General features: G+C 72.1%; 24 protein-coding genes and 1 pseudogene. 14 read left to right on the top strand and 11 right to left on the bottom strand.

The genetic code is table 11. The features are described 5' to 3' along the window. Positions 1-273 precede the first annotated feature (273 nt). On the top strand, positions 274-1494 hold the full coding sequence (locus BLR04_RS27425; RefSeq protein WP_218129198.1) for an MFS transporter: 1221 nt from the start codon (positions 274-276) through the stop codon (positions 1492-1494). A gap of 10 nt (positions 1495-1504) precedes the next feature. Here the strand turns inward: BLR04_RS27425 and BLR04_RS27430 are convergent, their stop codons facing one another. Further along, a complete protein-coding gene (locus BLR04_RS27430) occupies positions 1505-2083 on the bottom strand; it encodes a TetR/AcrR family transcriptional regulator (RefSeq protein ID WP_090770576.1) in 579 nt (192 codons plus the stop codon). Positions 2084-2175: 92 nt separating this feature from the next. On the opposite strand from BLR04_RS27430, the gene BLR04_RS27435 reads away from it, so the two are divergent. Next, a complete protein-coding gene (locus tag BLR04_RS27435; RefSeq protein WP_090770577.1) occupies positions 2176-3015 on the top strand; it encodes an oxidoreductase in 840 nt (279 codons plus the stop codon). Positions 3016-3022: 7 nt separating this feature from the next. Here the strand turns inward: BLR04_RS27435 and BLR04_RS27440 are convergent, their stop codons facing one another. Next, entirely contained in the window at positions 3023-3397 is a 375-nt protein-coding gene (locus tag BLR04_RS27440; RefSeq protein WP_090770579.1) for an arsenate reductase family protein, read from the bottom strand. A gap of 166 nt (positions 3398-3563) precedes the next feature. Here BLR04_RS27440 and BLR04_RS27445 point away from each other — a divergent pair. The 3 genes and pseudogenes from BLR04_RS27445 to BLR04_RS27455 form a co-directional block, all read left to right on the top strand. Further along, positions 3564-3671: pseudogene (locus BLR04_RS27445) on the top strand (transposase); the annotation flags it as partial. 16 nt (positions 3672-3687) lie between these two features. After that, complete coding sequence (locus tag BLR04_RS27450) at positions 3688-4878, top strand: RNA-guided endonuclease InsQ/TnpB family protein (protein ID WP_090770581.1); 1191 nt, start codon at positions 3688-3690, stop codon at positions 4876-4878. Between the two features lie 316 nt (positions 4879-5194). Continuing rightward, positions 5195-5455, top strand: a complete 261-nt coding sequence (locus BLR04_RS27455) for a GlsB/YeaQ/YmgE family stress response membrane protein (protein WP_090770583.1) — start codon at positions 5195-5197, stop codon at positions 5453-5455. Positions 5456-5650: 195 nt separating this feature from the next. On the opposite strand, the gene BLR04_RS27460 is transcribed toward BLR04_RS27455, so the two are convergent. The 5 genes from BLR04_RS27460 to BLR04_RS27480 form a co-directional block, all read right to left on the bottom strand. Continuing rightward, positions 5651-6358, bottom strand: coding sequence for an NADPH-dependent F420 reductase (locus BLR04_RS27460; protein ID WP_090770585.1), 708 nt, complete (start codon positions 6356-6358; stop codon positions 5651-5653). After that, positions 6355-7398: an LLM class flavin-dependent oxidoreductase gene (locus BLR04_RS27465; RefSeq protein WP_090770587.1), complete on the bottom strand. Its 1044-nt coding sequence runs from the start codon at positions 7396-7398 to the stop codon at positions 6355-6357. The genes BLR04_RS27460 and BLR04_RS27465 overlap by 4 nt, the downstream gene beginning before the upstream one ends. 28 nt (positions 7399-7426) lie before the next feature. Beyond that, positions 7427-8482, bottom strand: a complete 1056-nt coding sequence (locus BLR04_RS27470) for an LLM class flavin-dependent oxidoreductase (protein WP_090770589.1) — start codon at positions 8480-8482, stop codon at positions 7427-7429. An 83-nt stretch (positions 8483-8565) separates the two neighbouring features. Next, the gene (locus tag BLR04_RS27475) at positions 8566-10269 is read right to left on the bottom strand and encodes an ABC transporter ATP-binding protein (protein ID WP_090770591.1); all 1704 of its coding nucleotides are present in this window, start codon (positions 10267-10269) and stop codon (positions 8566-8568) included. Then, on the bottom strand, positions 10266-12086 hold the full coding sequence (locus BLR04_RS27480) for an ABC transporter ATP-binding protein (protein ID WP_090770725.1): 1821 nt from the start codon (positions 12084-12086) through the stop codon (positions 10266-10268). Before BLR04_RS27480 ends, BLR04_RS27475 begins: the two co-directional genes overlap by 4 nt. Before the next feature lie 114 nt (positions 12087-12200). On the opposite strand from BLR04_RS27480, the gene BLR04_RS27485 reads away from it, so the two are divergent. Continuing rightward, positions 12201-13115: an RNA polymerase sigma factor gene (locus tag BLR04_RS27485; RefSeq protein ID WP_090770593.1), complete on the top strand. Its 915-nt coding sequence runs from the start codon at positions 12201-12203 to the stop codon at positions 13113-13115. A 4-nt stretch (positions 13116-13119) separates the two neighbouring features. On the opposite strand, the gene BLR04_RS27490 is transcribed toward BLR04_RS27485, so the two are convergent. Then, positions 13120-13635 (bottom strand): MarR family winged helix-turn-helix transcriptional regulator, encoded by a 516-nt coding sequence (locus BLR04_RS27490; RefSeq protein ID WP_218129200.1) that lies wholly within the window; start codon positions 13633-13635, stop codon positions 13120-13122. Between the two features lie 54 nt (positions 13636-13689). On the opposite strand from BLR04_RS27490, the gene BLR04_RS27495 reads away from it, so the two are divergent. The 4 genes from BLR04_RS27495 (at position 13690) to BLR04_RS27510 (ending at position 16198) form a co-directional block, all read left to right on the top strand. Beyond that, a complete protein-coding gene (locus tag BLR04_RS27495) occupies positions 13690-14409 on the top strand; it encodes an SDR family NAD(P)-dependent oxidoreductase (protein ID WP_090770598.1) in 720 nt (239 codons plus the stop codon). A 124-nt stretch (positions 14410-14533) separates the two neighbouring features. Beyond that, the gene (locus tag BLR04_RS27500) at positions 14534-14974 is read left to right on the top strand and encodes a helix-turn-helix transcriptional regulator (protein ID WP_090770600.1); all 441 of its coding nucleotides are present in this window, start codon (positions 14534-14536) and stop codon (positions 14972-14974) included. Between the two features lie 10 nt (positions 14975-14984). Beyond that, entirely contained in the window at positions 14985-15395 is a 411-nt protein-coding gene (locus BLR04_RS27505; protein WP_090770601.1) for a VOC family protein, read from the top strand. A 56-nt stretch (positions 15396-15451) separates the two neighbouring features. Further along, complete coding sequence (locus BLR04_RS27510; RefSeq protein ID WP_090770603.1) at positions 15452-16198, top strand: GAF and ANTAR domain-containing protein; 747 nt, start codon at positions 15452-15454, stop codon at positions 16196-16198. Positions 16199-16203: 5 nt separating this feature from the next. Here the strand turns inward: BLR04_RS27510 and BLR04_RS40925 are convergent, their stop codons facing one another. Beyond that, positions 16204-16593 carry an STAS domain-containing protein gene (locus BLR04_RS40925; RefSeq protein ID WP_176903308.1) on the bottom strand — a complete coding sequence of 130 codons (390 nt, stop codon included), beginning with the start codon at positions 16591-16593 and terminating at the stop codon, positions 16204-16206. A gap of 343 nt (positions 16594-16936) precedes the next feature. Between BLR04_RS40925 and BLR04_RS27520 the strand changes: the two genes are divergently transcribed. Next, positions 16937-18067 (top strand): hypothetical protein, encoded by a 1131-nt coding sequence (locus tag BLR04_RS27520; RefSeq protein ID WP_143022234.1) that lies wholly within the window; start codon positions 16937-16939, stop codon positions 18065-18067. Between the two features lie 6 nt (positions 18068-18073). On the opposite strand, the gene BLR04_RS40930 is transcribed toward BLR04_RS27520, so the two are convergent. Continuing rightward, a complete protein-coding gene (locus tag BLR04_RS40930) occupies positions 18074-18439 on the bottom strand; it encodes a hypothetical protein (protein ID WP_176903309.1) in 366 nt (121 codons plus the stop codon). Positions 18440-18614: 175 nt separating this feature from the next. Between BLR04_RS40930 and BLR04_RS40935 the strand changes: the two genes are divergently transcribed. Both BLR04_RS40935 and BLR04_RS40940 read left to right on the top strand, forming a co-directional pair. Continuing rightward, a complete protein-coding gene (locus BLR04_RS40935; RefSeq protein WP_176903310.1) occupies positions 18615-18953 on the top strand; it encodes an SdpI family protein in 339 nt (112 codons plus the stop codon). A gap of 242 nt (positions 18954-19195) precedes the next feature. Next, positions 19196-19354 (top strand): hypothetical protein, encoded by a 159-nt coding sequence (locus BLR04_RS40940; RefSeq protein WP_176903311.1) that lies wholly within the window; start codon positions 19196-19198, stop codon positions 19352-19354. 11 nt (positions 19355-19365) lie between these two features. On the opposite strand, the gene BLR04_RS27530 is transcribed toward BLR04_RS40940, so the two are convergent. Continuing rightward, positions 19366-20091, bottom strand: coding sequence for a MerR family transcriptional regulator (locus BLR04_RS27530; protein WP_176903312.1), 726 nt, complete (start codon positions 20089-20091; stop codon positions 19366-19368). 60 nt (positions 20092-20151) lie between these two features. On the opposite strand from BLR04_RS27530, the gene BLR04_RS27535 reads away from it, so the two are divergent. Beyond that, entirely contained in the window at positions 20152-20634 is a 483-nt protein-coding gene (locus BLR04_RS27535; RefSeq protein ID WP_090770610.1) for a DUF6194 family protein, read from the top strand. Positions 20635-20662: the final 28 nt, after the last annotated feature.

Below are 20662 nucleotides of genomic sequence, written 5' to 3' on the forward strand. Positions count from 1 at the left end.
ACGCGCTGCGACTCACGTCCATCTGCTGCATCCTCCTGCGGCTGGATCCGGAACGGACCGACGCTGGGGTTGCTTGGTCGACACCTCGCGAATCGCGTATGCCGCGTCGGGGGACCTTGAAGGGCGCCGAACCGGGTCCCTGCCGCGCCCGCGACCGAAACTGACGGTTATGGTCGCGTGTGTGCACACGATGAAGCTGTCTCCGCGCGCCACGACCGAGATCCCCGGCGGAACGCCGTCTCCCACGTCCTTCACCCGTCTCTGATGGCGGAGGTGACGGGGAACCGTCCGGCACGGGCGCTCAACACGACGCTCATCGTGGTGTGCCAGAGCATGCAGGCGCTCGCCTTCGGCGGCATCGCCCTGTTCCTCCCGCTCATCCGGGGGGACCTCGGCATCAGCCCCTCGCAGGCGGGCCTGCTCGCGGCGTCCGGCACCTTCACGTACGCGCTCATGCAGATCCCGTCCGGGTACCTCTCGGACCGGTTCGACCCCAAGCGGCTGTTCACGGTCGGCCTGCTCGGCACCAACCTGCTGGCGCTCACCTTCGCCCTGCTCGACTCCTACGGCTGGCTGCTCGCCAACCAGGCCGTCTCGGGCGTCTTCCGGTCGCTGGTGTTCGCGCCGGGACTGCTGCTCATCAGCCGCCAGTTCCGGGAGGACCGCCGCGCCACGGCCATGGGCCTGTACGTGGCAGGCGGATTCTCCTCCAACATCCTGCTGAACGCCCTGGGCCCGCTCCTGGTCGAGCCGCTGGGCTGGCGCTGGCTGATGGCGCTGTTCGCGGGCAGCGGCCTGCTGGTGCTGCTGGCCTTCGCCAAGCTGGGCTCGGGAGCCCCGCGCAAGGCCGGCGCGAAGCCGCCCACCTGGGCGGACGCCCGGGAGATCCTGTCGCACCGGGTGGTCTGGCTGGCGGGCTTCATCCAGTTCGTCCGGCTCGCGGTGGTCACGGGGATCGCCTTCTGGCTGCCCAGCCTCATCGTGGAGGACAAGGGCTTCTCGCTCGGCGTGGCGGGCGCCGTCGTGGCCATCGGCGCGGCGGTGACGGCCCCGTCGAACTTCCTCGGCGGCTGGGTGTCCGACCGCCTCGGCCGGCCGCTGGCCGTCGTCGGGGTGTCGCTCGCCATGCTGGCCGTCACGATCTTCCTCATGCCGTTCGTGGACGCGCTCCCGGCGCTGATCGCGCTGATCGCGGTGAACTCGATCTTCCTGCAGCTCTACTTCGGGCCGCTGTTCGCCGTGCCGCTGCAGCACGTCGGCACCGCGAACGTGGGCCTCGTCACGGGGTTCAGCAACTTCTGCGCCAACCTCGGCGGGGTGACGTTCTCGTACGGGCTGGGCGTCTTCAAGGACGCTACCGGCTCCTTCGACGCGGGCCTGTGGGCCCTGGCCGGCCTGTGCGCCGCCGGACTGGCGGTCACCTGGCTGATCTCCCGCGTACCGGCACGGTCGCGCGCCACCGCCATGACGCCGTCCCCCCGCGAGGCCCGCTGAGGCCCGCGCGTCAGGACGTGAGGCGGCGGACGGCCTCCACCACGGCGGTGCGGCGGGTGTCGAGCTGGTCGGGGGTGAGGTCGGCGGGGGCCGTGGGGCTGGCGGGCACCCACGCGGTGGCCAGGGCCAGGGTGAAGGCGAGCAGGTCTTCCGCGGTGAACTCCGCGGCCACCCGCTTCGCGGCCTGGGCCTCGGCAAGGGCGTCGATCTTCCGGCGTACGGACGCGCCGAGGCCCTCCGGCTCGCGCTCGGTGCGGCCGCGCTCGAGGCGCAGCCAGGTGGCCAGCCGCACCTGTTGGGGGTTGGCGACGAGGAAGTCGAACAGGCGGCCCGCGTAGCCCGGCAGGTCGTCTGGGGTGAAGGGCACCTGGTCGAGGATCCGCGCGACGTGGGCGTCCATGACGGCGTCGAAGAGCTGGTCCTTGTTGCCGAAGTAGGTGTAGATGAGCGCCTTGTTGGCGTTGGCCGCCGCGCCGATGCGCTCGATCCGCGCGCCGGCGATGCCGTAGGTGGCGAACTCGCTCGTCGCGGCCTGCAGGAGACGGGCACGGGTGGCCGCGGCGTCGCGGACCTTGGGCGTCGGAGGCATGGCTTCAGCATAGGTCAACTAACCGTTTATTTGACAAGCCGGACACTGGTGCCCATTCTTCTAACTAACCGTTTAGTTGAAAGGATCACGTCATGCCGAAGACCTGGCTCATCACCGGCAGCAGCCGCGGCTTCGGGCGGCACCTCGTGCGGGCCGCCCTCGACGCAGGAGACCTGGTGCTCGCCACCGCCCGGCGTCCGGAGCAGCTCGACGACTTCGTGCAGGAGTACGGCGACCGCGTCCGCACGGCGCCGCTCGACGTCACCGACCCCGTGGCCGCGCGGGCGGCCGTGCAGGCGGCGCTCGACGCGTTCGGCTCGCTGGACGTGGTGGTGAACAACGCCGGGTACGCCGATTCCACGCCCATCGAGGAGATCTCGGACGAAGACTTCCGTGCGCAGATCGAGACGAACCTGTTCGGCGTCGTCAACGTCACCAAGGCCGCGCTGCCCGTGCTGCACCGGCAGCGCTCGGGGCACTTCGTCCAGTTCTCCTCGATCGGCGGCCGGGTGGGCGGCTCGCCCGGGCTGGGGGCGTACCAGACCGCGAAGTTCGCCGTCGAGGGCTTCTCCGAGGTGCTGAACAACGAGGTGAAGCCGTTCGGGATCAAGGTCACCATCGTCGAGCCCGGCGCGTTCAGGACCGACTGGGGCGGCTCGTCCCAGCGGCGGCTCCCGGTGGGGCCCGACTACGAGGAGACCGTCGGCACGATGAACCGCTTCCGCGAGAACACCGTGGACACCTGGCCGGGCGACCCGGCGCGCGCCGCCGCGGTCATCAGGGACATCGTCCGCCTCGACGCGCCGCCGCTGCGCCTGCTGCTCGGCAGCGACGCCGTGCGCCTGGCCGACGAGTCGTCCAGGGCCCGCGCCGCCGAGGCGGAGAAATGGGCGGCGGTGAGCAGGTCGACCGACTTCCCCGCCGGCGAGTGACCGGGAATCACTCCCCTGTGTCCCGGGAAGGCAGTACGGACCGTACCGCCTCCTCGGAGCGGCCGACGACCGCGGGGCCGTCGTCGGCCGTGATGATCGGCCGCTGGATCAGGATCGGGTGGTCCGCCAGCGCGCCGATCCACCGGTCGCGGGCTCCGGCGTCGCGCGGCCAGGTGTCGAGGCCGAGCTCGGCGGCCTTCGCCTCGCCGGTGCGGGTGATGTCCCACGGTTCGAGGCCGAGCCGGTCGAGGACCTCGCGCAGTTCCGCCGCGTCCGGCGGGTCCTCCAGGTAGCGGCGTACGGTGTACTCCGCTCCTTCTGCGTCCAGGACGGACAGGGCCGAGCGGCACTTGGAGCACGCGGGATTGATCCAGATCTCCATCAAACTCTCCTGAGGGGACCGTCGCCTTGAGGCGACGGGGGAATCGGGAGCGGGAGGGCTGTCAAGGCCCGAGCGTGCAGTGACCTGTCAGGTCCGCGCATCGGAGATCTCCGTTCATCGCACATTGGATGGATGGCGCTGTCATAGTGATCGTGTGGCTCGTCAGGTGCGCACGTCCCCGGGCGCGGCGTACGACCTCGGATACCACGTGGTGTGGTGCCCGAAGTACCGCCGCCCGGTCCTGGGCGGCCGGGTGAAAGACCGCCTGGAGGAGCGGCCGCCGGAGGGCGATGGCCGTGCGTAGGTCGTACAAGTACCTGCTGCGCCCCACCAGCAAGCAGGCCGCCGCGCTCACGCAGTGCCTGGAGGACCACCGGCAGCTGTACAACGCCGCTATGGAGCACCGCCGCACCGCATACGCCAAGGCCGGGGCGAGCATCCGGTACGGCGAGCAGTCGGCCGATCTGAAGCACATCCGTGCCGATGACCCCGGCGGGCAGGGCCGGTGGTCGTTCTCGTCCCAGCAGGCCACGCTGCGCCGCCTCGACAAGGCGTTCCGCGCGTTCTTCGACCGCGTCAGGACGGGACGGACGCCTGGCTTCCCGCGGTTCAAGGGCCGGGGCTGGTTCGACACCGTGGAGTGGCCGAAGGACGGCGACGGCTGCCGGTGGGACTCCCAGCCCGAGCATCCCGCCGCGTCCTACGTCCGGTTGCAGGGCATCGGGCACGTCCGCGTACACCAGCACCGCCCGGTCAAAGGCCGGGTGAAGACGATCAGCGTGAAGCGGGAGGGCTCGCGCTGGTACGTGGTGCTGTCGTGCGACGACGTGCCGGCCGAGCCGCTGCCTGCCACGGGCGCGGTGGCCGGGGTCGATCTGGGCGTGGCCTCGCTGGTCACCACCTCCGACGGTGAGCGTCTGGCGAACCCTCGCCATCTGGCCGCGACCGCCGATCGTCTCGCCGCCGCGCAGCGCGATTTGGCCTGCAAGAAGCGGGGCTCCAAGCGGCGGCGCGAGGCGGTGGCCCGCGTCGCCGCGCTGTACCGCACGGTACGCCGCCAACGGCTCGACCACGCGCATAAGGCCGCGCTCGCGCTGGTCCGCGACTACGACCTGATCGTGCACGAGGACCTGCGGATCGCGAACATAACCCGTTCGGCGTCCGGCACTATCGACGCTCCTGGCCGCAACGTCGCTGCCAAGGCGGGCCTCAACCGAAGCATCCTGGACGCGGGTTGGGGGGTGTTCCTGACGATCCTCGCGCACAAGGCTGAAAGCGCCGGTCGAGAGCTGATCGCGGTGAACCCCGCCAACACCTCCCGCACCTGTGCCCGATGCGGGCACGTGGCGAAGGAGAACCGCCTCACCCAGGCCGAGTTCGCCTGCACGGCGTGCGGTCATGCCGCGCACGCCGACGTGAACGCGGCGGTCAACATCCTCAGGGCAGGGCTTGCCCTTCGCCAGGCTGCGGAAGCGGCTTAGCGAGAAGCCGCTCCCTTCAGGGAGCGGAGGAGTCACGACACGCGACAGTAGCCGAGCTTCCCGCCGGGCGAGCCGGGGAGCGTCGAGCCGGCGTCATGATGATCTCGTATATCGGACGGCAATATTTCGTATATAGGCGCGCCTTATCGTCATGCGCCGTGTCCGATCCGGCGCGCCTGTCAGCCCGTGGGGCGCCGCAGGGGCAGCCGGCGGGCCTCTAGCGAGAGCGGCTCGATCCGGAGATCGCTGCCGAACCGGCAGCGCTCCACCGCCACGTTCGAGTCACACGGTTCGTCCCCTACCGAAGGAGCGTCACATGCTCACCGTCCTCATCCTCTCCGTGATCTCCGGAGCCATCATCGGCGGGCTCGGCCGGCTCGTCCTGCCGGGCAAGCAGGACATCGGCTGGGTCGCCACGATCCTGTCCGGCATCGTCGCCTCGATCGTCGCCAGCCTCATCGCCTTCGTGCTGGGCTTCCACGACAAGACCCTGCCGACGCTCATCCTGCAGGTCGTCCTCGCCGCCGCCTGCGTCGCCTTCGTCGCCCGCAGGCAGGCCGCGAAGAAGAACGGCTGACCATCGGCGACGCCTCTCGGCGTACGCGTGAGGCGACCGGCGACGGGGTGAACGCCGAGCCGGTGCCGATTCTGCGGTAAGACCGCACGCGACGTCATGGCCGGCCGCGGAGGCCGGCGCGAAGGGGGGGTCAGCGGAGGGTAGTGGCCGGCGTGCCCCAGGGGCCCGCCGGCTTCGTACTGTCCGCGGCGGCCGTCACCGCCCCGGGTGGCGGCTGGACGTGCGTGCGTCGAGCACCGCGCGGCCTCGCTCCGACTCGGCGAAGCGGTCCAGCATCGCGCGCAGTTCGTCGGCCTCGACGTTCGCGCCGAACGGTTCCGTGCCCGGCTCCATGCGCACGCCGTCGGCGAGCCGGCCGGCGATCACCGGGTCGAAGCCGAGCGCGTCCACGACCCCGGAGACGACCGCGAGGTCGTCCTGGTCGTCGCCGGCGATCGCGATCGCCCGGCGGCCCGGCGTTCCGGACGCGCGGGCTCCGTCCTCCAGGTCGTGGTAGCCCATGTGGTTGAACGCCTTGACGACCCGGGAGCCGGCCAGAAAGCCCTGGACGATCTGGCTGGACGACGTACGGGGGTCGGTCAGGTCGTCGCGGACGCCGTCGACCTCCCACCAGTAGTTCATCGCGTCGATCACGAGCTTGCCGCGCAGCGCCTCGGCCGGGAGGTCACGGTGCTTGCCGAGCGGCAGGGCCAGCACGACCACGTCCGACTCCGCCGCGGCCTGCCGGGCGGTCACCGCGACGGCGCCGGGCGTGACGACCTCGACGATGAGGGCGATCCGCGCGGCCTCGCCGGAGGAGGCGACGAGCACGCGGTAGCCGGCGGCGAGAGCGAGCCGGGCGAGCACCGTGCCGACCTTGCCGGCTCCGAGGATCCCGATCGTGCGGACGTCGCCGGGCTTCACGACACCTCCCGTGAGGCGAGCATGTCGCGGACCATGGGGACGACCTTGGCGCCGTAGAGCTCGACGGCGCGCGCCCGCGCCCCGGCCGGTTGCGCGCCGGAGCTGTAGATGAGGTCGAACCGGCCGACGCCGAGGCTGCGGACGGTACGTACGATCTTGCGGGCCACCGTCTCGGGGGAGCCGACGTGCATGGCGCCGCGCTCGATCTCGGCGTCGTACTCCGCCCGGCGGATCGGCGGCCAGCCGCGCAGCGCCCCGATCCGGTCACGGATCTCGCGGTAGGCCGGCCAGAACACCTCCCTGGCCTCATGGTCGGTGTCGGCGACGAACCCAGGGGAGTGCATGCCGACCGGGTGCGCCGTCGTGCCGAACTGTTCCGCGGCCCGGCGGTAGAGGTCGATGTGGGCGCTGAAGCGCTCGGGCGGGCCGCCGATGACGGCGAGCATGAGCGGCAGTCCGTAGTGGGCGGTGCGGACCACCGACTGGGGCGAGCCGCCGACGCCGACCCACGTGGCCAGCCGCCCTGAGTCGGTCTTGGGGTACACGTCGGCGTTCGCGAGCGGGGCCCGCACGCTGCCGCTCCAGGTGACCGGCCGCTCGTCGAGCAGCTTGACGAAGAGCTCGATCTTCTCCTCGAACAGGACGTCGTAGTCGGCGAGGTCGTAGCCGAACAGCGGGAACGACTCCGTGAAGGAGCCGCGTCCGAGGATCACCTCGGCGCGCCCGTTCGAGAGCGCGTCGACGGTCGCGAAACGCTGGAAGACCCGGACGGGGTCGTCCGAGCTCAGCACCGTCACCCCGGAGGCCAGCCTGATCCGGGACGTGCGCGTCGCGATGCCGGCGAGCACGGTCTCCGGCGTGGAGATCGCGTACTCGGGACGGTGGTGCTCGCCCAGCGCGATCACGTCGACGCCGAGTTCGTCGGCCATGACCGCCTCCTCGACCACCTGGCGGATCGCCTCCGCGTGGGAGACCAGCGCTCCCGTGTCGTCCAGCGGCCGGTCGCCGAAGGTGTCCAGCCCCAGTTCGATGTCGGCCATACGGCCCTCCTCCTTGGTAGGCCCGCGCTCAGTGGCGGGCCGGTTCGTGATCCGACGCGAGCAGTTCGCGCACTCTCGGGGCGACCTCGCGGCCCAGCAGCTCGATGGTGCGGGCGCGGGCCTGGCGAGGGAGGCGCATGATGTCGTACTTGAGGTCGAAGCGGCTGAGGCGCAGCTCGCGGGTCACCCTGACGATCTTGCGGGCGACCGTCTCGGGGGAACCGACGAACAGCGCGCCCTGCTCGAGCTCGGCCTCGTACCGCTGACGGGTGGGCGCGTAGAAGCCGCGCTCGGCGGCGAGCGCCTCGACGACGGGCTGCCAGTACCGCCACCAGAGGTCGACGGCCTCGTCGTCGGTGTCGGCGACGAGGCCGAGCGAGTGCTGGCCGATCGGCAGCGCGGGCCGCCCGGACCGCTCGAGGGCCTCCAGGTACAGCTCGACGTTCCCGGCGAACCGGCCGGGCCGTCCGCCGATGATCGCCATCATGAGCGGCAGGCCGTGGCGGGCCGCGCGCAGCACGGAGCCGGGGCTGCCGCCCACGCCGATCCACGTGGGGATGCCTCCCGGACGCATGCGCGGGTGCGGGCGCTGCCGGTGGAGCGGCGTCCGGACCGTCCCCGACCAGGTGACCTCCTCCTCGCGTTCCAGCCGCAGGAAGAGGTCGAGCTTCTCCTCGAACAGCCGCTCGTAGTCGGCCAGGTCGTAGCCGAACAGCGGGAACGACTCGGTCGCCGAGGCGCGGCCGAGGACGATGCGGGCGCGTCCGTCCGAGACCGCGTCGAGAGTGGCGTACTCGTGGTAGAGCCGAACCGGGTCGTTGGTGCTCAGCACGGTCACGGAGGTGCCGAGCGCGATGCGGTCGGTGGCGGTGGCGATCGCGGCGAGCAGCACCGGGGGCGCGGAGTCGTTGTGCCCTTCCCGGTAGTGCTCGCCCACGCTGAACACGTCGAGCCCGGCCGCCTCGGCGAGGCGGGCCTCCTCGACGATCAGCCGTACCGTCTCGGCGTCTGTGAGCGCGCGTCCGCCGTCGGTCGCGATCTCGCCGAACGAGTTGAGCCCCAGCTCGAAGCGCGCGTGTTCCATGGCCCCTCCCCCGCTCCGGCAGACTCGCACCGGAGATGATTGACGCGTCAATCATGTAGCCAAGTGATTGACGTGTCAATCAGTCATCGGGTGAGAGTGAGGCTCCAGTAGCCGGCGTAGCGGCCCCGGCGGCGCAGGAGCTCCTCGTGGGTGCCCTCCTCGACGATGCGGCCGCCGTCCAGGAACACGATGCGGTCGGCGCGGCGGACGGTCCGCAGGCGGTGGGCCACCATCACCACCGTCCGGCCCGCCATCAGCCGCTCGATCCCCTCGTGGACGGCCGCCTCGTTCACCGGGTCGAGGGCCGAGGTCACCTCGTCCAGCAGCACGACGGGCGCGTCCTTCAGCAGCGCCCGCGCGATCGACACACGCTGGCGCTCACCGCCCGACAGCAGCGCGCCGCCCTCGCCGACGTTCGTCGCCCAGCCGCCGGGCAGCCGCTCGACCACCTCGTCCAGCCGCGCCGCCGTCGCGGCCGCGCGCACCTCGGCCGCGCTCGCGTCGGGACGGCCGAGGCGGACGTTCTCCTCGATCGAGCCGTCGAACAGGTAGACGTCCTGGAACACGATCGCGATCTGCTGCCGCAGGACCTCGGTGCTGATCGCCCGTACGTCCACGCCGCCGAGCCGTACGGCGCCCTCGTCCACGTCGTGGAAGCGGGCGAGCAGCTGCAACAGGGTGGTCTTGCCCGCGCCCGAGGGTCCCACGACGGCGAGCCGCTGCCCCTCCGGCACCCGCAACGACAGACCGTCGATCACCCGGCGTCCGTCCGGCCGGAACGTGACGGACGCGAACTCCAGGTCCCGGCGCGCCGGCCGGATCGGGCGGGCGGGTTCGGGCAGCGGCTCGGTGCGCAACACCGTGTCGAGCCGTACGAGCTCGGCGCGCGCCACCCGCAGGGTGCCGCCGAGCTCCGCCAGCGACAGCAGCGGGTCCGCGCAGCGGGCGGCCAGGACCAGGATCGACAGGACCTCCGCGGCACCGACGCCGCCGCCGAGCGCCAGGTACGCGCCCAGCACCAGCACCCCGGTGAAGGCCGCCTGCACGGTGAGCGTGAGTCCCACCACGCCGGGCAGCACCGCCAGCGTCATCCGGCGGGACACCCGCTGCAGCCCGTGCAGCGCGTCGTCGAGCAGCCCGAACCGTTCTGCGGTCCGGCCTCCGGTGCGCAGCACCGGCTGGGCCTGGAGGTACTCGATGACGCGGCCGGTGGCCTCGTGGTCGCGTCCGGCGCGCTCGGCGTCGGTGGCGGCCATGGAACGCCCCGTGAAGCGTGTCGCGGCGGCCACGAGGGGGACGGCGGCCAGCGCGGCCAGTCCCAGCCGCCAGTCGAAGGCGAGCATCACGGCGACGATCGTCAGCGGCGTCACGCAGGCGGACACGTACGGCGCGAGCAGGTGCGCGATCACGCCGATCGCCTGAAGGACGCCGCGGCCGGCCATGACCGACACCTCGCCGACCCGGCCGGGCCCGTACCAGCCGAGGGGCAGCCGGGCCAGGTGGTCGCCGAGCCGGTGGTAGACGCCGTGCAGCAGCGAGGTCCCGACGCGGAACCCGGACAGGTCGCTGAGGTAGCGCAGCGCCGCGTAGCCCGCGACCGCGGCCCCGAACGCGACCAGCCACGGCAGGGCTCCCCCTGGATCGCCGCCGAACAGCGCCCGCAGCACCGGGACCAGCAGCGCGCAGGACAGTCCTTCGGCGACCGCGGTCGCCGCCATCAGCGCCACGGTGCGGCGCACCGGCGGCGCGTACTCGGGTCCGAGGACGCGCAGCAGCGTACGGATCATCGGAGCTCTCCTTCCAGGGTCTCCTGCCGGGTCCGCAGGAACGCGGCGAACCGCCCGTCCTGGGCAGCCAGTTCGGACGGGGCGCCGCGCTCGACGACGACGCCGTCCTCCAGCACGACGACGGTGTCGGCGTCGGCCACGGTCTCCTGCCGGTGGGCGATGACCAGCACCGTGCGCTCGCCGTCCGACGCCAGCGCCCGGCGCACCGCCTGCTCGGTCTGCGGGTCGGCGAAGGCGGTCGCCTCGTCCAGCACGAGGACGGGCGTGTCGGCGAGCAGCGCCCGCGCGATCGCGATCCGCTGGGCCTCGCCGCCCGACAGCGTGACGCCCTCGCCGAGCACCGTGTCGTATCCGCGCGGCAGCTCCAGGATCCGTTCGTGCAGGTTCACCAGCCGGGCGACACGGACGACGTCCTCGCTGCCCGCCCCCGGCACGGCGAGCGCGATGTTGTCGGCGACCGACGCGCGCAGCAGCCGGACGTCCTGGAAGACGAACGAGACCGCGCGGTACAGCTCGCGCGCGGCGATCTCGCGCAGGTCCACGCCGCCGAGCAGGACCGCGCCGTGCGACGGGTCGAAGAACCGCGGCAGCAGCTGGACGAGCGTGGACTTGCCGCTCCCCGACGGCCCGACGAGCGCGGTGACCGTGCCGGGCTCGAGGACCAGGTCGACGCCGCGCAGCACCTCGCGGCCTGGTTCGTAACCGAACCGGACGCCGCGCAGCTCCACCCGGTGCCCCCGTGGCATGACCGGGTGGACGGGCTCGGCCAGGGGCGGCACCGCGAGCACGTCCCGGATCCGCCCGAGCCCGCGACGGGCGGCCTGCAGGTCGTCGAAGCCGTGGCCGAGCGCCGCCACCGGCGCGGTCAGCCCCAGCCCGAGCAGCAGGAACGGCAGCAGGTCGGCCGGCGCCATGCCCCCGCCCGCGACCAGCGCCGCCCCGCCGACGAGCACGGCGAGCAGCACGAACGGCGGCGACAGCGCCACCTGCATCGCGGCGGCCACCCCGGCCAGGCCGCGCACCATCCGGTAGAAGACGCGGACGAAGTCGTCGACGGCCGCGCGGAACCGGTGGTGGGCGCGTTCGCCCCCGCCGAACGCCTTGACGACCGCGATGCCCTGGACGAACTCGACCGCCGCGTCGGCGATGCGTCCCATGGCCGCGTCGAACTCCATCTGCTCGCGCAGCCGGGCAGCGGTCATCATGAACGGGACCAGCGCCACGGCGAGCGCCACCGGGATGAGCGTGATCAGCGTGAGCCGCCAGTCGACGGTGAACAGGTAGACCAGCGACAGCAGCGGCACCACGAACGCGGAGATCAGTTCGCCGGGGGTGTGGGCGACGAACGGGTGCACGGAGCTGACGTCGTCCCCCACCACTTTGGCCAGCTCGCCGGTGCGGCGCCGGGACAGCCAGCCGATCGGTACGCGTCCGAGCGACGCGGCCAGCTCCCGGCGGAGCGCCAGCTGCACCTGGCCGTCGACGAGGTGCGCGATGCCGGACGACGCGCCGGTGAACAGCAGCCGGACGAGCAGCCCGGCCGCGCCGGCGATCACCAGGAACCGGACGTGACCGGGATCGAGCGGGCCGGGCGACAGCAGGGCGCGGCCGAGCTCCACGACCGCGAGCAGCGGTGCGAGGCCCGCGACCGCGCCGACGACCTGGAGGGCCACGACGGCGGCGAAGCCGCGGGCGTGCGGGCGCAGCAGCCGGCGCACGGCCTGCCGCGCTGTGTCGGTGGCTGGGTCGGTGGCTGGGTCGGTGGCTGGGTCGGTGGTGGTGGTCCCGCCCGTGGGTTCGGTTACCTGGGCTCTCATGACCGCCATCGTCATCCGATGGCGTGGTCCTGCGCGTCCTGCCGGTGGAGTCCTTCGCCGCTACGACGCCGGGAGTAGTCCCGGCGGTTGCGTACGGTGGTACGCGTGACAGGCATGATGTCGGGGCCGCCGTCCGACGAGGAGCTGGTGCGCTCCGCGCGGGACGGCGAGATGGCGGCCATGGGGGCGCTGCTCGAGAGGCACCGGGCCGGGATGCACGCCGTGGCGCTGAGCGTGCTCGGCAACCGGCCCGACGTGGAGGACGCCGTACAGGACGCCTTCCTGGTCGCCGTGCGGCGCATCGGCGACGTGCGGCGGGCGGAGTCCGTGGGCGCGTGGCTGCGCATGATCGTCCGGAACGTCTGCCGCTCCCGGCTGCGCTCGCCCGACGCCCCGACACCGGTCCCCGACCTCGCGATGCTGCCGGGCGCGACGAGCCCAGAACGGATCCTCGACCGGCACGCGATGCGCGACTGGCTCTGGAGGGCGGTCGAGGAGCTGTCGCCCACCCTGCGCATGACGCTGATGCTGCGTCACTTCAGCCCGCGCACGCCGTCGTACGAGCAGATCGCCGAGCTGTGCGGCGTGCCGGTCGGCACGGTGCGCAGCAGGCTCAGCGAGGCCAGGACCAAGCTGGTCGCCGCGATGGCCGCGACCGCCGAGTCGGCGCACGCCGACGCCGCCGCGCTGTCGCGGGCGAGCGCCAGGCAGGCGGCCGAGACGCTGGCCGCGGCCGAGCGGGGCCGGTTCGCCGAGCTCACGGCCGAGCGGTGGAGCCCGGACGTCGCCCTCTACTCCGGGCGGCAGCGGGTGGGCGGCCGCGACTTCCTGGTCCGCGGCATGGAGTGCGACCTGGAGGCGGGCGTACGGCAGCGCTTCGTGACCGCCGTCACCAGCCGCGACGTCACCATCTGGGAGATGGACCTGGTGAACCCACCGGACGATCCCGACCACTGCCCGCCGGCGGTCGCCTGGCTGATGACCATGAAGGACGGCCGCCCGCACGAGGTACGGCTCTTCCACGGCTGAGACGTCACGAGCCGTCGGCGGCCGAGGTCCTGCGCCGGACGTCGGCGGTCAGTTTCGCCAGCAGTCGCGCGAGCGTGGCCTTCTCGTCCGCGGACAGCCCGGCGACCAGCGACGCCTCGCGCCCGAGCACCGAGTCGACCGACCCTTCGATGAGCGCGTGCCCCTCGTCGGTCAACGACACCACGACGCTCTTGCGCCCGGTCTCGCCGGGGCTCCGCCGGATCAGCCCCTCGCGCTCGGCCCTGGCCACGCGCTGGGAGATCGCCCCGGCCGTCACGAGCGTGCGCCGGGCCAGCTCGCGGGTGGTCAGCCGGTAAGGAGGGCCGGAGCGGCGGATCACGGACAGCAGGTCGAGCGTGGCCGCGTCGATCCCGGCCGCGCGCAGGACGCGGGCGCGGTCGTCGGCGAACAGCTTGGCCAGCTGCCAGATCGGCGTCACGATCTCGATGGACTCGGTCGGCGTGCCGGGCCGTTCACGCTGCCAGGCGGCCGCGATCTCCGCGGGAGTGGTGTTGGACATCCGGGAACCCTCCGCTATGTTTAGGCCTAAACAGAGTAGCCGCATGGAGTGAACGTGAGCAGAACCGTACTCGTCACCGGGGGCACCAGCGGCATCGGCAGGGCCGTCGCCGCGCGTTTCGCCGCCGACGGGGCCGACGTCGTCATCACCGGCCGCCGCGCCGGCACCGTCGAGCCCGCTGCCAAGGACCTCGGGGTGCGCGGGATCGTCTGTGACGCCACCCGGCCCGACGAGGTCGCCGCCCTGGCCGGCGAGCTGAGCGGCCCGCTCGACGTGCTGGTCAACGTCGCGGGTGGCCTTCCCGCCACGCCGGACGCCGGGGCGCCGCCGCTGGAGACACTGGCCGAGGAGTGGCTGTCGAGCGTCTCGCTGAACGTGCTGACCGCCGTCCTGACCACGGCCGCCGTCAGCGAGCGGCTCGCCCCTGGAGGCGCGGTCGTCAGCATCGGGTCGATCGGCGCCGAGCGCCGCGGCGGGTCGTACGGCGCCGCGAAGGCCGCCCTCGCCGCCTGGAGCGCCTCGCTGGCCGCCACGCTGGGCCCGCGGGACGTCACCTGCAACGTCATCTCCTCCGGCTACGTCGTCGGCACCAACTTCTTCGGCGACGCGATGACCGAGGAACGCCACCGCGAGAAAGTGGCGGAGACGCTCGTCAAACGGCCGGGCACGCCCGACGACATCGCCCACACCGTCTTCTTCCTCGCCTCCCCCGGCGCCCGGCACATCACCGGCCAGACCATCCACGTGAACGGCGGCGCGCACACCACCCGCTGAGCGCAGAACGGGCCGGCCCGTTCCCCCGAGCGTCGGTCCACCACCGACCGGGGGCGGCCCGTTCGCGCAGGTCAGGGGCTTGCGCCGGCGCGTTTTGTCGGGGCGCGACGGTAGCATGCCCCTCATGACGCCGCACGAGCTCGCCACCCTCACGCACCTGCGGCGGGCGCGCGACCTGATCGACCGCGAGTACGCACGCCCGCTCGACGTGCCGACGATGGCGCGCCACGCGCTCATGTCGCCGGCCCACTTCTCGCGGCAGTTCAAGGCGGCCTACGGCGAGACGCCGTACAACTACCTGATGACCCGCCGCATCGAGCGGGCGATGGCGCTGCTGCGCGCGGGCATGAGCGTGACCGACGCGTGCATGGCGGTCGGCTGTACCTCGCTCGGGTCGTTCAGCTCGCGCTTCACCGAGCTGGTCGGCGAGACGCCGAGCGCCTACCGCGCGGGCGAGCACCCCGCCGAGGCGGCGATGCCGCCGTGCGTGGCCAGGACGCGCACCCGCCCGGTCAGGCGCGAGCCGAGCAGGATCGGAGAAGCGCGGCGCGGAGCCGCCGCCTAGCGTTGGCCGTATGACCATCGCACTTCAGTACTGCCATATCACCGTCAACGACGTCGACGAGGCGCTCGCCTTCTACCGCGACGCGCTCGGCCTCGACGTACGCAACGACGTCGGCTCCGGCGGGTCCCGCTGGGTGACCCTCGGCTTCCCCGGCCTCCAGGTCCCCGAGCTGGTGCTCTCCGACCCGCACGCCGGCCGGTCGCAGGCCGACGGCGACGCGGTCCAGGAACTGCTCACCAAGGGCGTCCTTTCCATGGTCGTGTTCCGTACGGACGATCTCGAGGCGACGTTCGACAGGGTGCAGGCGTCGGGCGCCGAGGTGCTGCAGGAGCCCATCGACCAGCCGTGGGGGGTGCGCGACTGCGCGTTCCGCGACCCGTCGGGCAACATGGTGCGGATCTCCCAGCAGCCGAAGGCCTAACCGCCGTCCGGTGGGCATGGGGTGGGGTGGGCGAGACGAGGCGATCGGGGGCGAGCATGGCTCACGACGGCGAGACCGACCGGCCGGCGGCTGACGGCCACGCGCGCCACGACGACCTGGCCGTCACGCTCACCGAACTGGCCCGCACGCTGCGGGAGGAGCCGGGCGTCCAGGAGACGCTCGACGGGATCGTCGCCGCCGCCGTCGACACGGTCCCGGGCACCCGGTACGCGGGCCTCATGGTCGTGGAGGGCCGCCGGCACGTCGACACGCGGGCCGTCACCGCCGAGGTGGTGCGCCTCGTCGACCAGGCCCAGTACGACGTGGGCGAAGGCCCCTGCCTCGACTGCCTGGACGCCGTCCACGAGCGCCGGACCGTGCGCCTGCCGGACATGACCGCCGAGCGGCGCTGGCCGCTGTTCGCCCGGCGGGCCATCGAGCTGCGGATCATGAGCATGCTGTCGTTCCAGCTGTACGTACGGCGCGACATCCTGGGGGCGCTGAACCTGTACTCACGTGAGGTGGGCGCTTTCGACGACGAGTCCGAGCACGTGGGCCTGCTGTTCGCCGCGCACGCCGCGGTGGCGATGTCGGGGGCGCAGCACGAGGAACACCTGGTCAGAGCCGTGGCGATGCGCGACCTGATCGGCCAGGCCAAGGGCATCCTCATGGAACGTCACCGGGTGACCGCCGAGCAGGCGTTCGCGCTGCTCGTACGCGCCAGCCAGCAGACCAACACCCGGCTGGCCGACATCGCGCAGCACCTGGTCGACACCGGTGAGCTGAGCCGCCGCCGGCCATGACGCCGTCACGTCGACGCGCACGGCTTCACCACGCCCGGCGCGCTCAGGCCGAACGTCTCCTGCATGCCCATGGCCGCCAGGACGGACGTCACTCTGGGGCTCGGGTGCACCACGGTGAACTCGCAGCCCACCTGTGCGGCGTCGGCCTGGCAGGCCAGCAGCGTGCGCACCCCGCGTACGTCGAAGAACTCGACCTCCCACAGGTCGGCGAAGATGTCGACCGGCCGGTAGCGGCGCAGCGCGTCCAGGACGGCCGCGTGCAGCAGGCGGGCCGTGCACGTCTCGAGGTCGCCGCTCACGAACAGGCGTACGGTGCTCGGGCCGTCGACCTGCGTGGCGATCGACAGCGGCGGGTTGTCCGCCGCCACGGCGGGGGGAAAGGGTTCGGAGTGCACGAGTGCTTCCCGCTGTGCAGGACCGGCTGCGTCCCCTCGCTGTTGAAGGCAAGAACCGGTCGCGATGCCTCTATCCGCCCATAACCGCCATAAACCCTGATTTAGGGCTATCCATAACACCCTACGGTCGGGGTAGGGGCGCCGTTCTCGTGGGGACGGCGCTGGTCGAGGTGGACTCCTCCTCCTACGCTGCCGGCGGAGAACACCGTCGTCCGCCTGCACGGGCACCACGCTCAGGTCAACGCCGCCCAGCTCGCCCGCCTGATCCCCCGCACCTGACCGGATTGTCGGTGCGGCAGGCCATACTCCACCGGAAGATCACCAACAGGGCGAAGGCGTTGACATGGCACAGTTGCTGCGGCGGCTCGACGACGAGATCTACGTCGAGTACAACACGTTCGCGCTGGAGGGCACCGACCTGCCGGCGTGGCGCTCCCCCACCGACGAGATGTACCACTTCCACTGCGCCGTACGGCTGGAGGCATGGGACGCCGAGCCCGACCCCGCGAACGCCTCGTGGACGCCGGTCAGCTCGACGGTGTTCGTCGCCGAGAACGGCGTGGTCGCGATGGCGAAGACGGACGGCAAGGGGCACGACTTCCTGATCGGGCCACCGTACTTCGAGTACGGCGTCCGGATGTACCTGCGGGAGCCCGAGCCGGGCGACGGGCATGCCACCGGAACGTGCGCGGAGACGTGGCTGCTGAGGTTCTGGCCGATCCGCGACGTCTTCGACCCGATCGCGCACGCGGCGCCGTTCTCCTACATCGCGCGCGGCGTGCTGTACTACTCGATCGACCTCGAACCGGAACAGCTCGTGCAGCCGCCGTCGCGGCGGCCGGTGCCGGTGCCGGTCTCGACGGCGGCCGATTGGGCGTCGCTGCGTCCGGACCCCCGCCTGGCCTCCCGCACCCCGCCGCGGGCGCGTGCGGGGCGGCGGTTCAAGGATCCGCTGATCGACCGCTACCACGCCGAGCAGGCGTGGCGGGACTGGTCGTCCAGGCGCGACCTGGGCGAGGACGAGCTGCGCGAGCGCGCCGACGGCGAGCGCATCGCCAAGGAGTTGTGCCGCGACGGCACCCCTACGTACTCCGTGCCGATCGAGGGCCGCGACGCCTGGTACGTACCACCGGGTGTCAGCCGCCGTGTGTGGCGGTGGGAGGACGACCTGCTCGGCGGCGAGCTCATGGACGACGGGCTGACCGTCGATCGGCAGGTTCTCGCCAGGAACCCGTGGACCAGGCAGATCCTCGTCTCCGGCATCGTCACGGTGCTGCGCCGCGATCACGACCGCCACTGCTGTGGCGACACCGTCCGGTACGTGGTGCGCGACGCCGAGCCGCACGAGGCGGCCAGGGTCCTGTGCGCGGAGGCCACCTGGGAGGAGGACCCTGACCGGCGCCGCGCCCTCGACGAGGTGGCCAGGGAGAAACTGATCGAACTGCGGGCCACCTACCGGAGCCGGAAGCTGTGAGGACGGTCAGCAGGTGCGCTTGGCCACGGCCCGGCGTTCGATGATGCACTGGGAACCGTTGGCGTAATTCGCGCCGCTCTTGGTGTTGTTGCTGTTCACGGAGGCGTTGCCGTTGGTGAAGTTCCCGCTGTTCACCTGGCGGCCCTTGCCCCGGTAGTTTCCGCTCTTCCACATGTTGCCGCTGTCCTTCGGGGTGTCAGCGGCGGCAGGAGCCGCGGAAAACGCATTCGCCACCAGCACGACCGCGGCCGCGGCTCGTGTCCCCCACGCGCAAAGCCGTCGAAGCGCTCCCAAGGTGTCCCTCCGCCATGTCGTCACCGCTGCTGACGTGCTCGCCGACAATAGCAACAGGAAACCGGAAATCCGCGGCATGCGAATAGGGGATGTCCGTGGCATCACGGTCACCTTTACCCTCCCTGTACCGGACGTCGAATGTGGAAAGACCGGTTTTCACCCGGGGATATTCGGGTTGTGGGTGACCCCGACGGGAAACGGCTCTCCTATGCCCTCAGATCATGGTTCCCTTACGGCCGCACAGGAATTGTCCGTGGTGGCCGTGATACTCATCGCCGGCGGATTACTGCTCGTCGTGCTGGGCGAACTCGGGCGCCGGCGGTTACTGAGACAGAACGCGGTAGCCGGGCTGCGTACCCCGCTGACCATGTCCGACAGGGCAGCCTGGGAGCACGTCCACTGGAAGGCCGCGCCCTGGGTCATCTCGAGCGGGCTGGCACCGGCCGCGGCAGGCGTGGCCATCCTCGTCGCGGGCACCGCCGACGTCCTGCCGTGGGCGGTCCTGGGCAGCGCCGTCATCTCGGTGACGCTGCTCGCCATCGGCACTTTGCGTGCGCAAAGAGACTACCGACGCCGCCAGGACCCCGGGTGATCCACGAAGTAACACGCCCCCACAATTTCCGACTACGAAGTGAGAGGCGGCAGGGCCTCGCGCCGGTTCCGCGCCCCTGACCGCAGGACGAGGCTGAGGGGGATCAGGATGGCTGTCGTCGCCCGGCCGCCGTTCACGGACCGGCTCCTGCCCATGACCGCCGGAGGTGCCGGAGCCGCGACGGTGGCCGCCCTGCTCGCGCTCCGGCTGGCGGGTCAGGACGGCTAACCGATCCGGTCGCGGTGCCGCGTCGGCTGTCCGTCGCGGGCATCGTGTACATCGTCGTGTCCGCCGCCCTGCCGGCCGGCCCGTACGTCGCCGCGTCCGCGTACGTGCTGCAGGTCGTGCTCCTCGCGGTCATCGGCTGGTACGGGCTCCGCGCGGCGCTCGACAGGCGCTGACTTCCCACGCGTCAAGGGGCTGATGACAGTGCGAGCACGGCGTTGAGGGCCGCGGCACCCTCCAGGAGGGCCCGGGAGCGGGTTTCCACCTCGGTGTCTCTGGCGGCCAGTGCCGCGATGATCTCCTCGGGACGGCGGGCGCGGCGCAGTTCCGGCACGAGAGCGCGCAGGGGTTCGATGCGGTAGCCCGCCTGGCGCAGCTGGTGGACGATCCGTGCGTCGCGTACCTGGGCGGGGGTGTAGCGCCGGGCGCCGCGCACCGGGTCGCGGTCGGGGACGACGAGCTGCTCGGCGTCCCAGTGCCGCAACGTCGACGGGCGTACGCCGAGGGCGGCGGCCAGCTCGGAGACGCTCATCGCGTCCGACGCGCGGACGTCCTCGATCGGCTCGCCGCCGATCGCCTCGGCGGCCTGTTTCGCCTGCCTCAGCTCGGCCCGCTCCATGTGCAGCCGGGCGTGCGCCGCGTCGAGCAGCGCCAGCGCGCGGGAGACGGGAGGCCCGTGGGCGGCGCGGACGATCCTCCTGGCCTCGGCCGGGCCGGCGCCCGCCGCGAAGGCCCCGTAGGCGAGCGCCGACTGCACGTGGATCTCCTCGTAGCGGCGGTGGCCCGTGGCGGTGCGCGTCGCGGGCGGCAGCACGCCGTCGTGTTCGAGGTCGCGGATCTGCTGGACGGAGTATCCGGCGCGCCGCGCGACGTCGACCGTACGCAGGACACCTGATTGGAGACCTGACACCATGAAACCCCACTGTTCTCGCCTCGAAGTCTCCACAAGCACCTTAATGGAACGCTTGAGCACATGACCAAGGACGAGATCATCACCTTCGTGGGCGGGCTCGACGGCGTGCTCACCCTCGCGCCGGGCCCGGGCGACGGCTCTCCGGAACTCGCCTGGGGCGACGCGTTCTTCTACTACTCGCCCGACGGCGTGGTCCCGGAGACCGGGCAGCCCTTCGCCACCGTCGTGACCAAGAACTATCCCGGCGACGAGGCGTCCGGCCTGGACCGTCCCGGTGCCTACCGGGTGAACGTCGCCGCCGGGAAGGAGGCGTTCGTCCGGTGGGCCCGGCGCGCCCCGCGCGATCCCGCACTCGCCGGGGAGGACCCCGGCGCCGTCGACACGGTGATCGCGCACCCCGTCTACGGCTCCCTCGGCTGGCTGGCGGTGGTGAACCCGGGCCCGCGCACCGGCGAGGCGCTCCGCGAGCTGCTGCGCACGGCCTACCGGCTGGCACGGTCGCGCCACGAGCGCCGTACACCCTCTGAGCAGGGGCGCGACTAGAGTGGCCAGGTCAGAAACCTGTTCCGGG

The organism is Nonomuraea maritima (genome assembly GCF_900100395.1).
GTDB classification, from domain to species: domain Bacteria; phylum Actinomycetota; class Actinomycetes; order Streptosporangiales; family Streptosporangiaceae; genus Nonomuraea; species Nonomuraea maritima.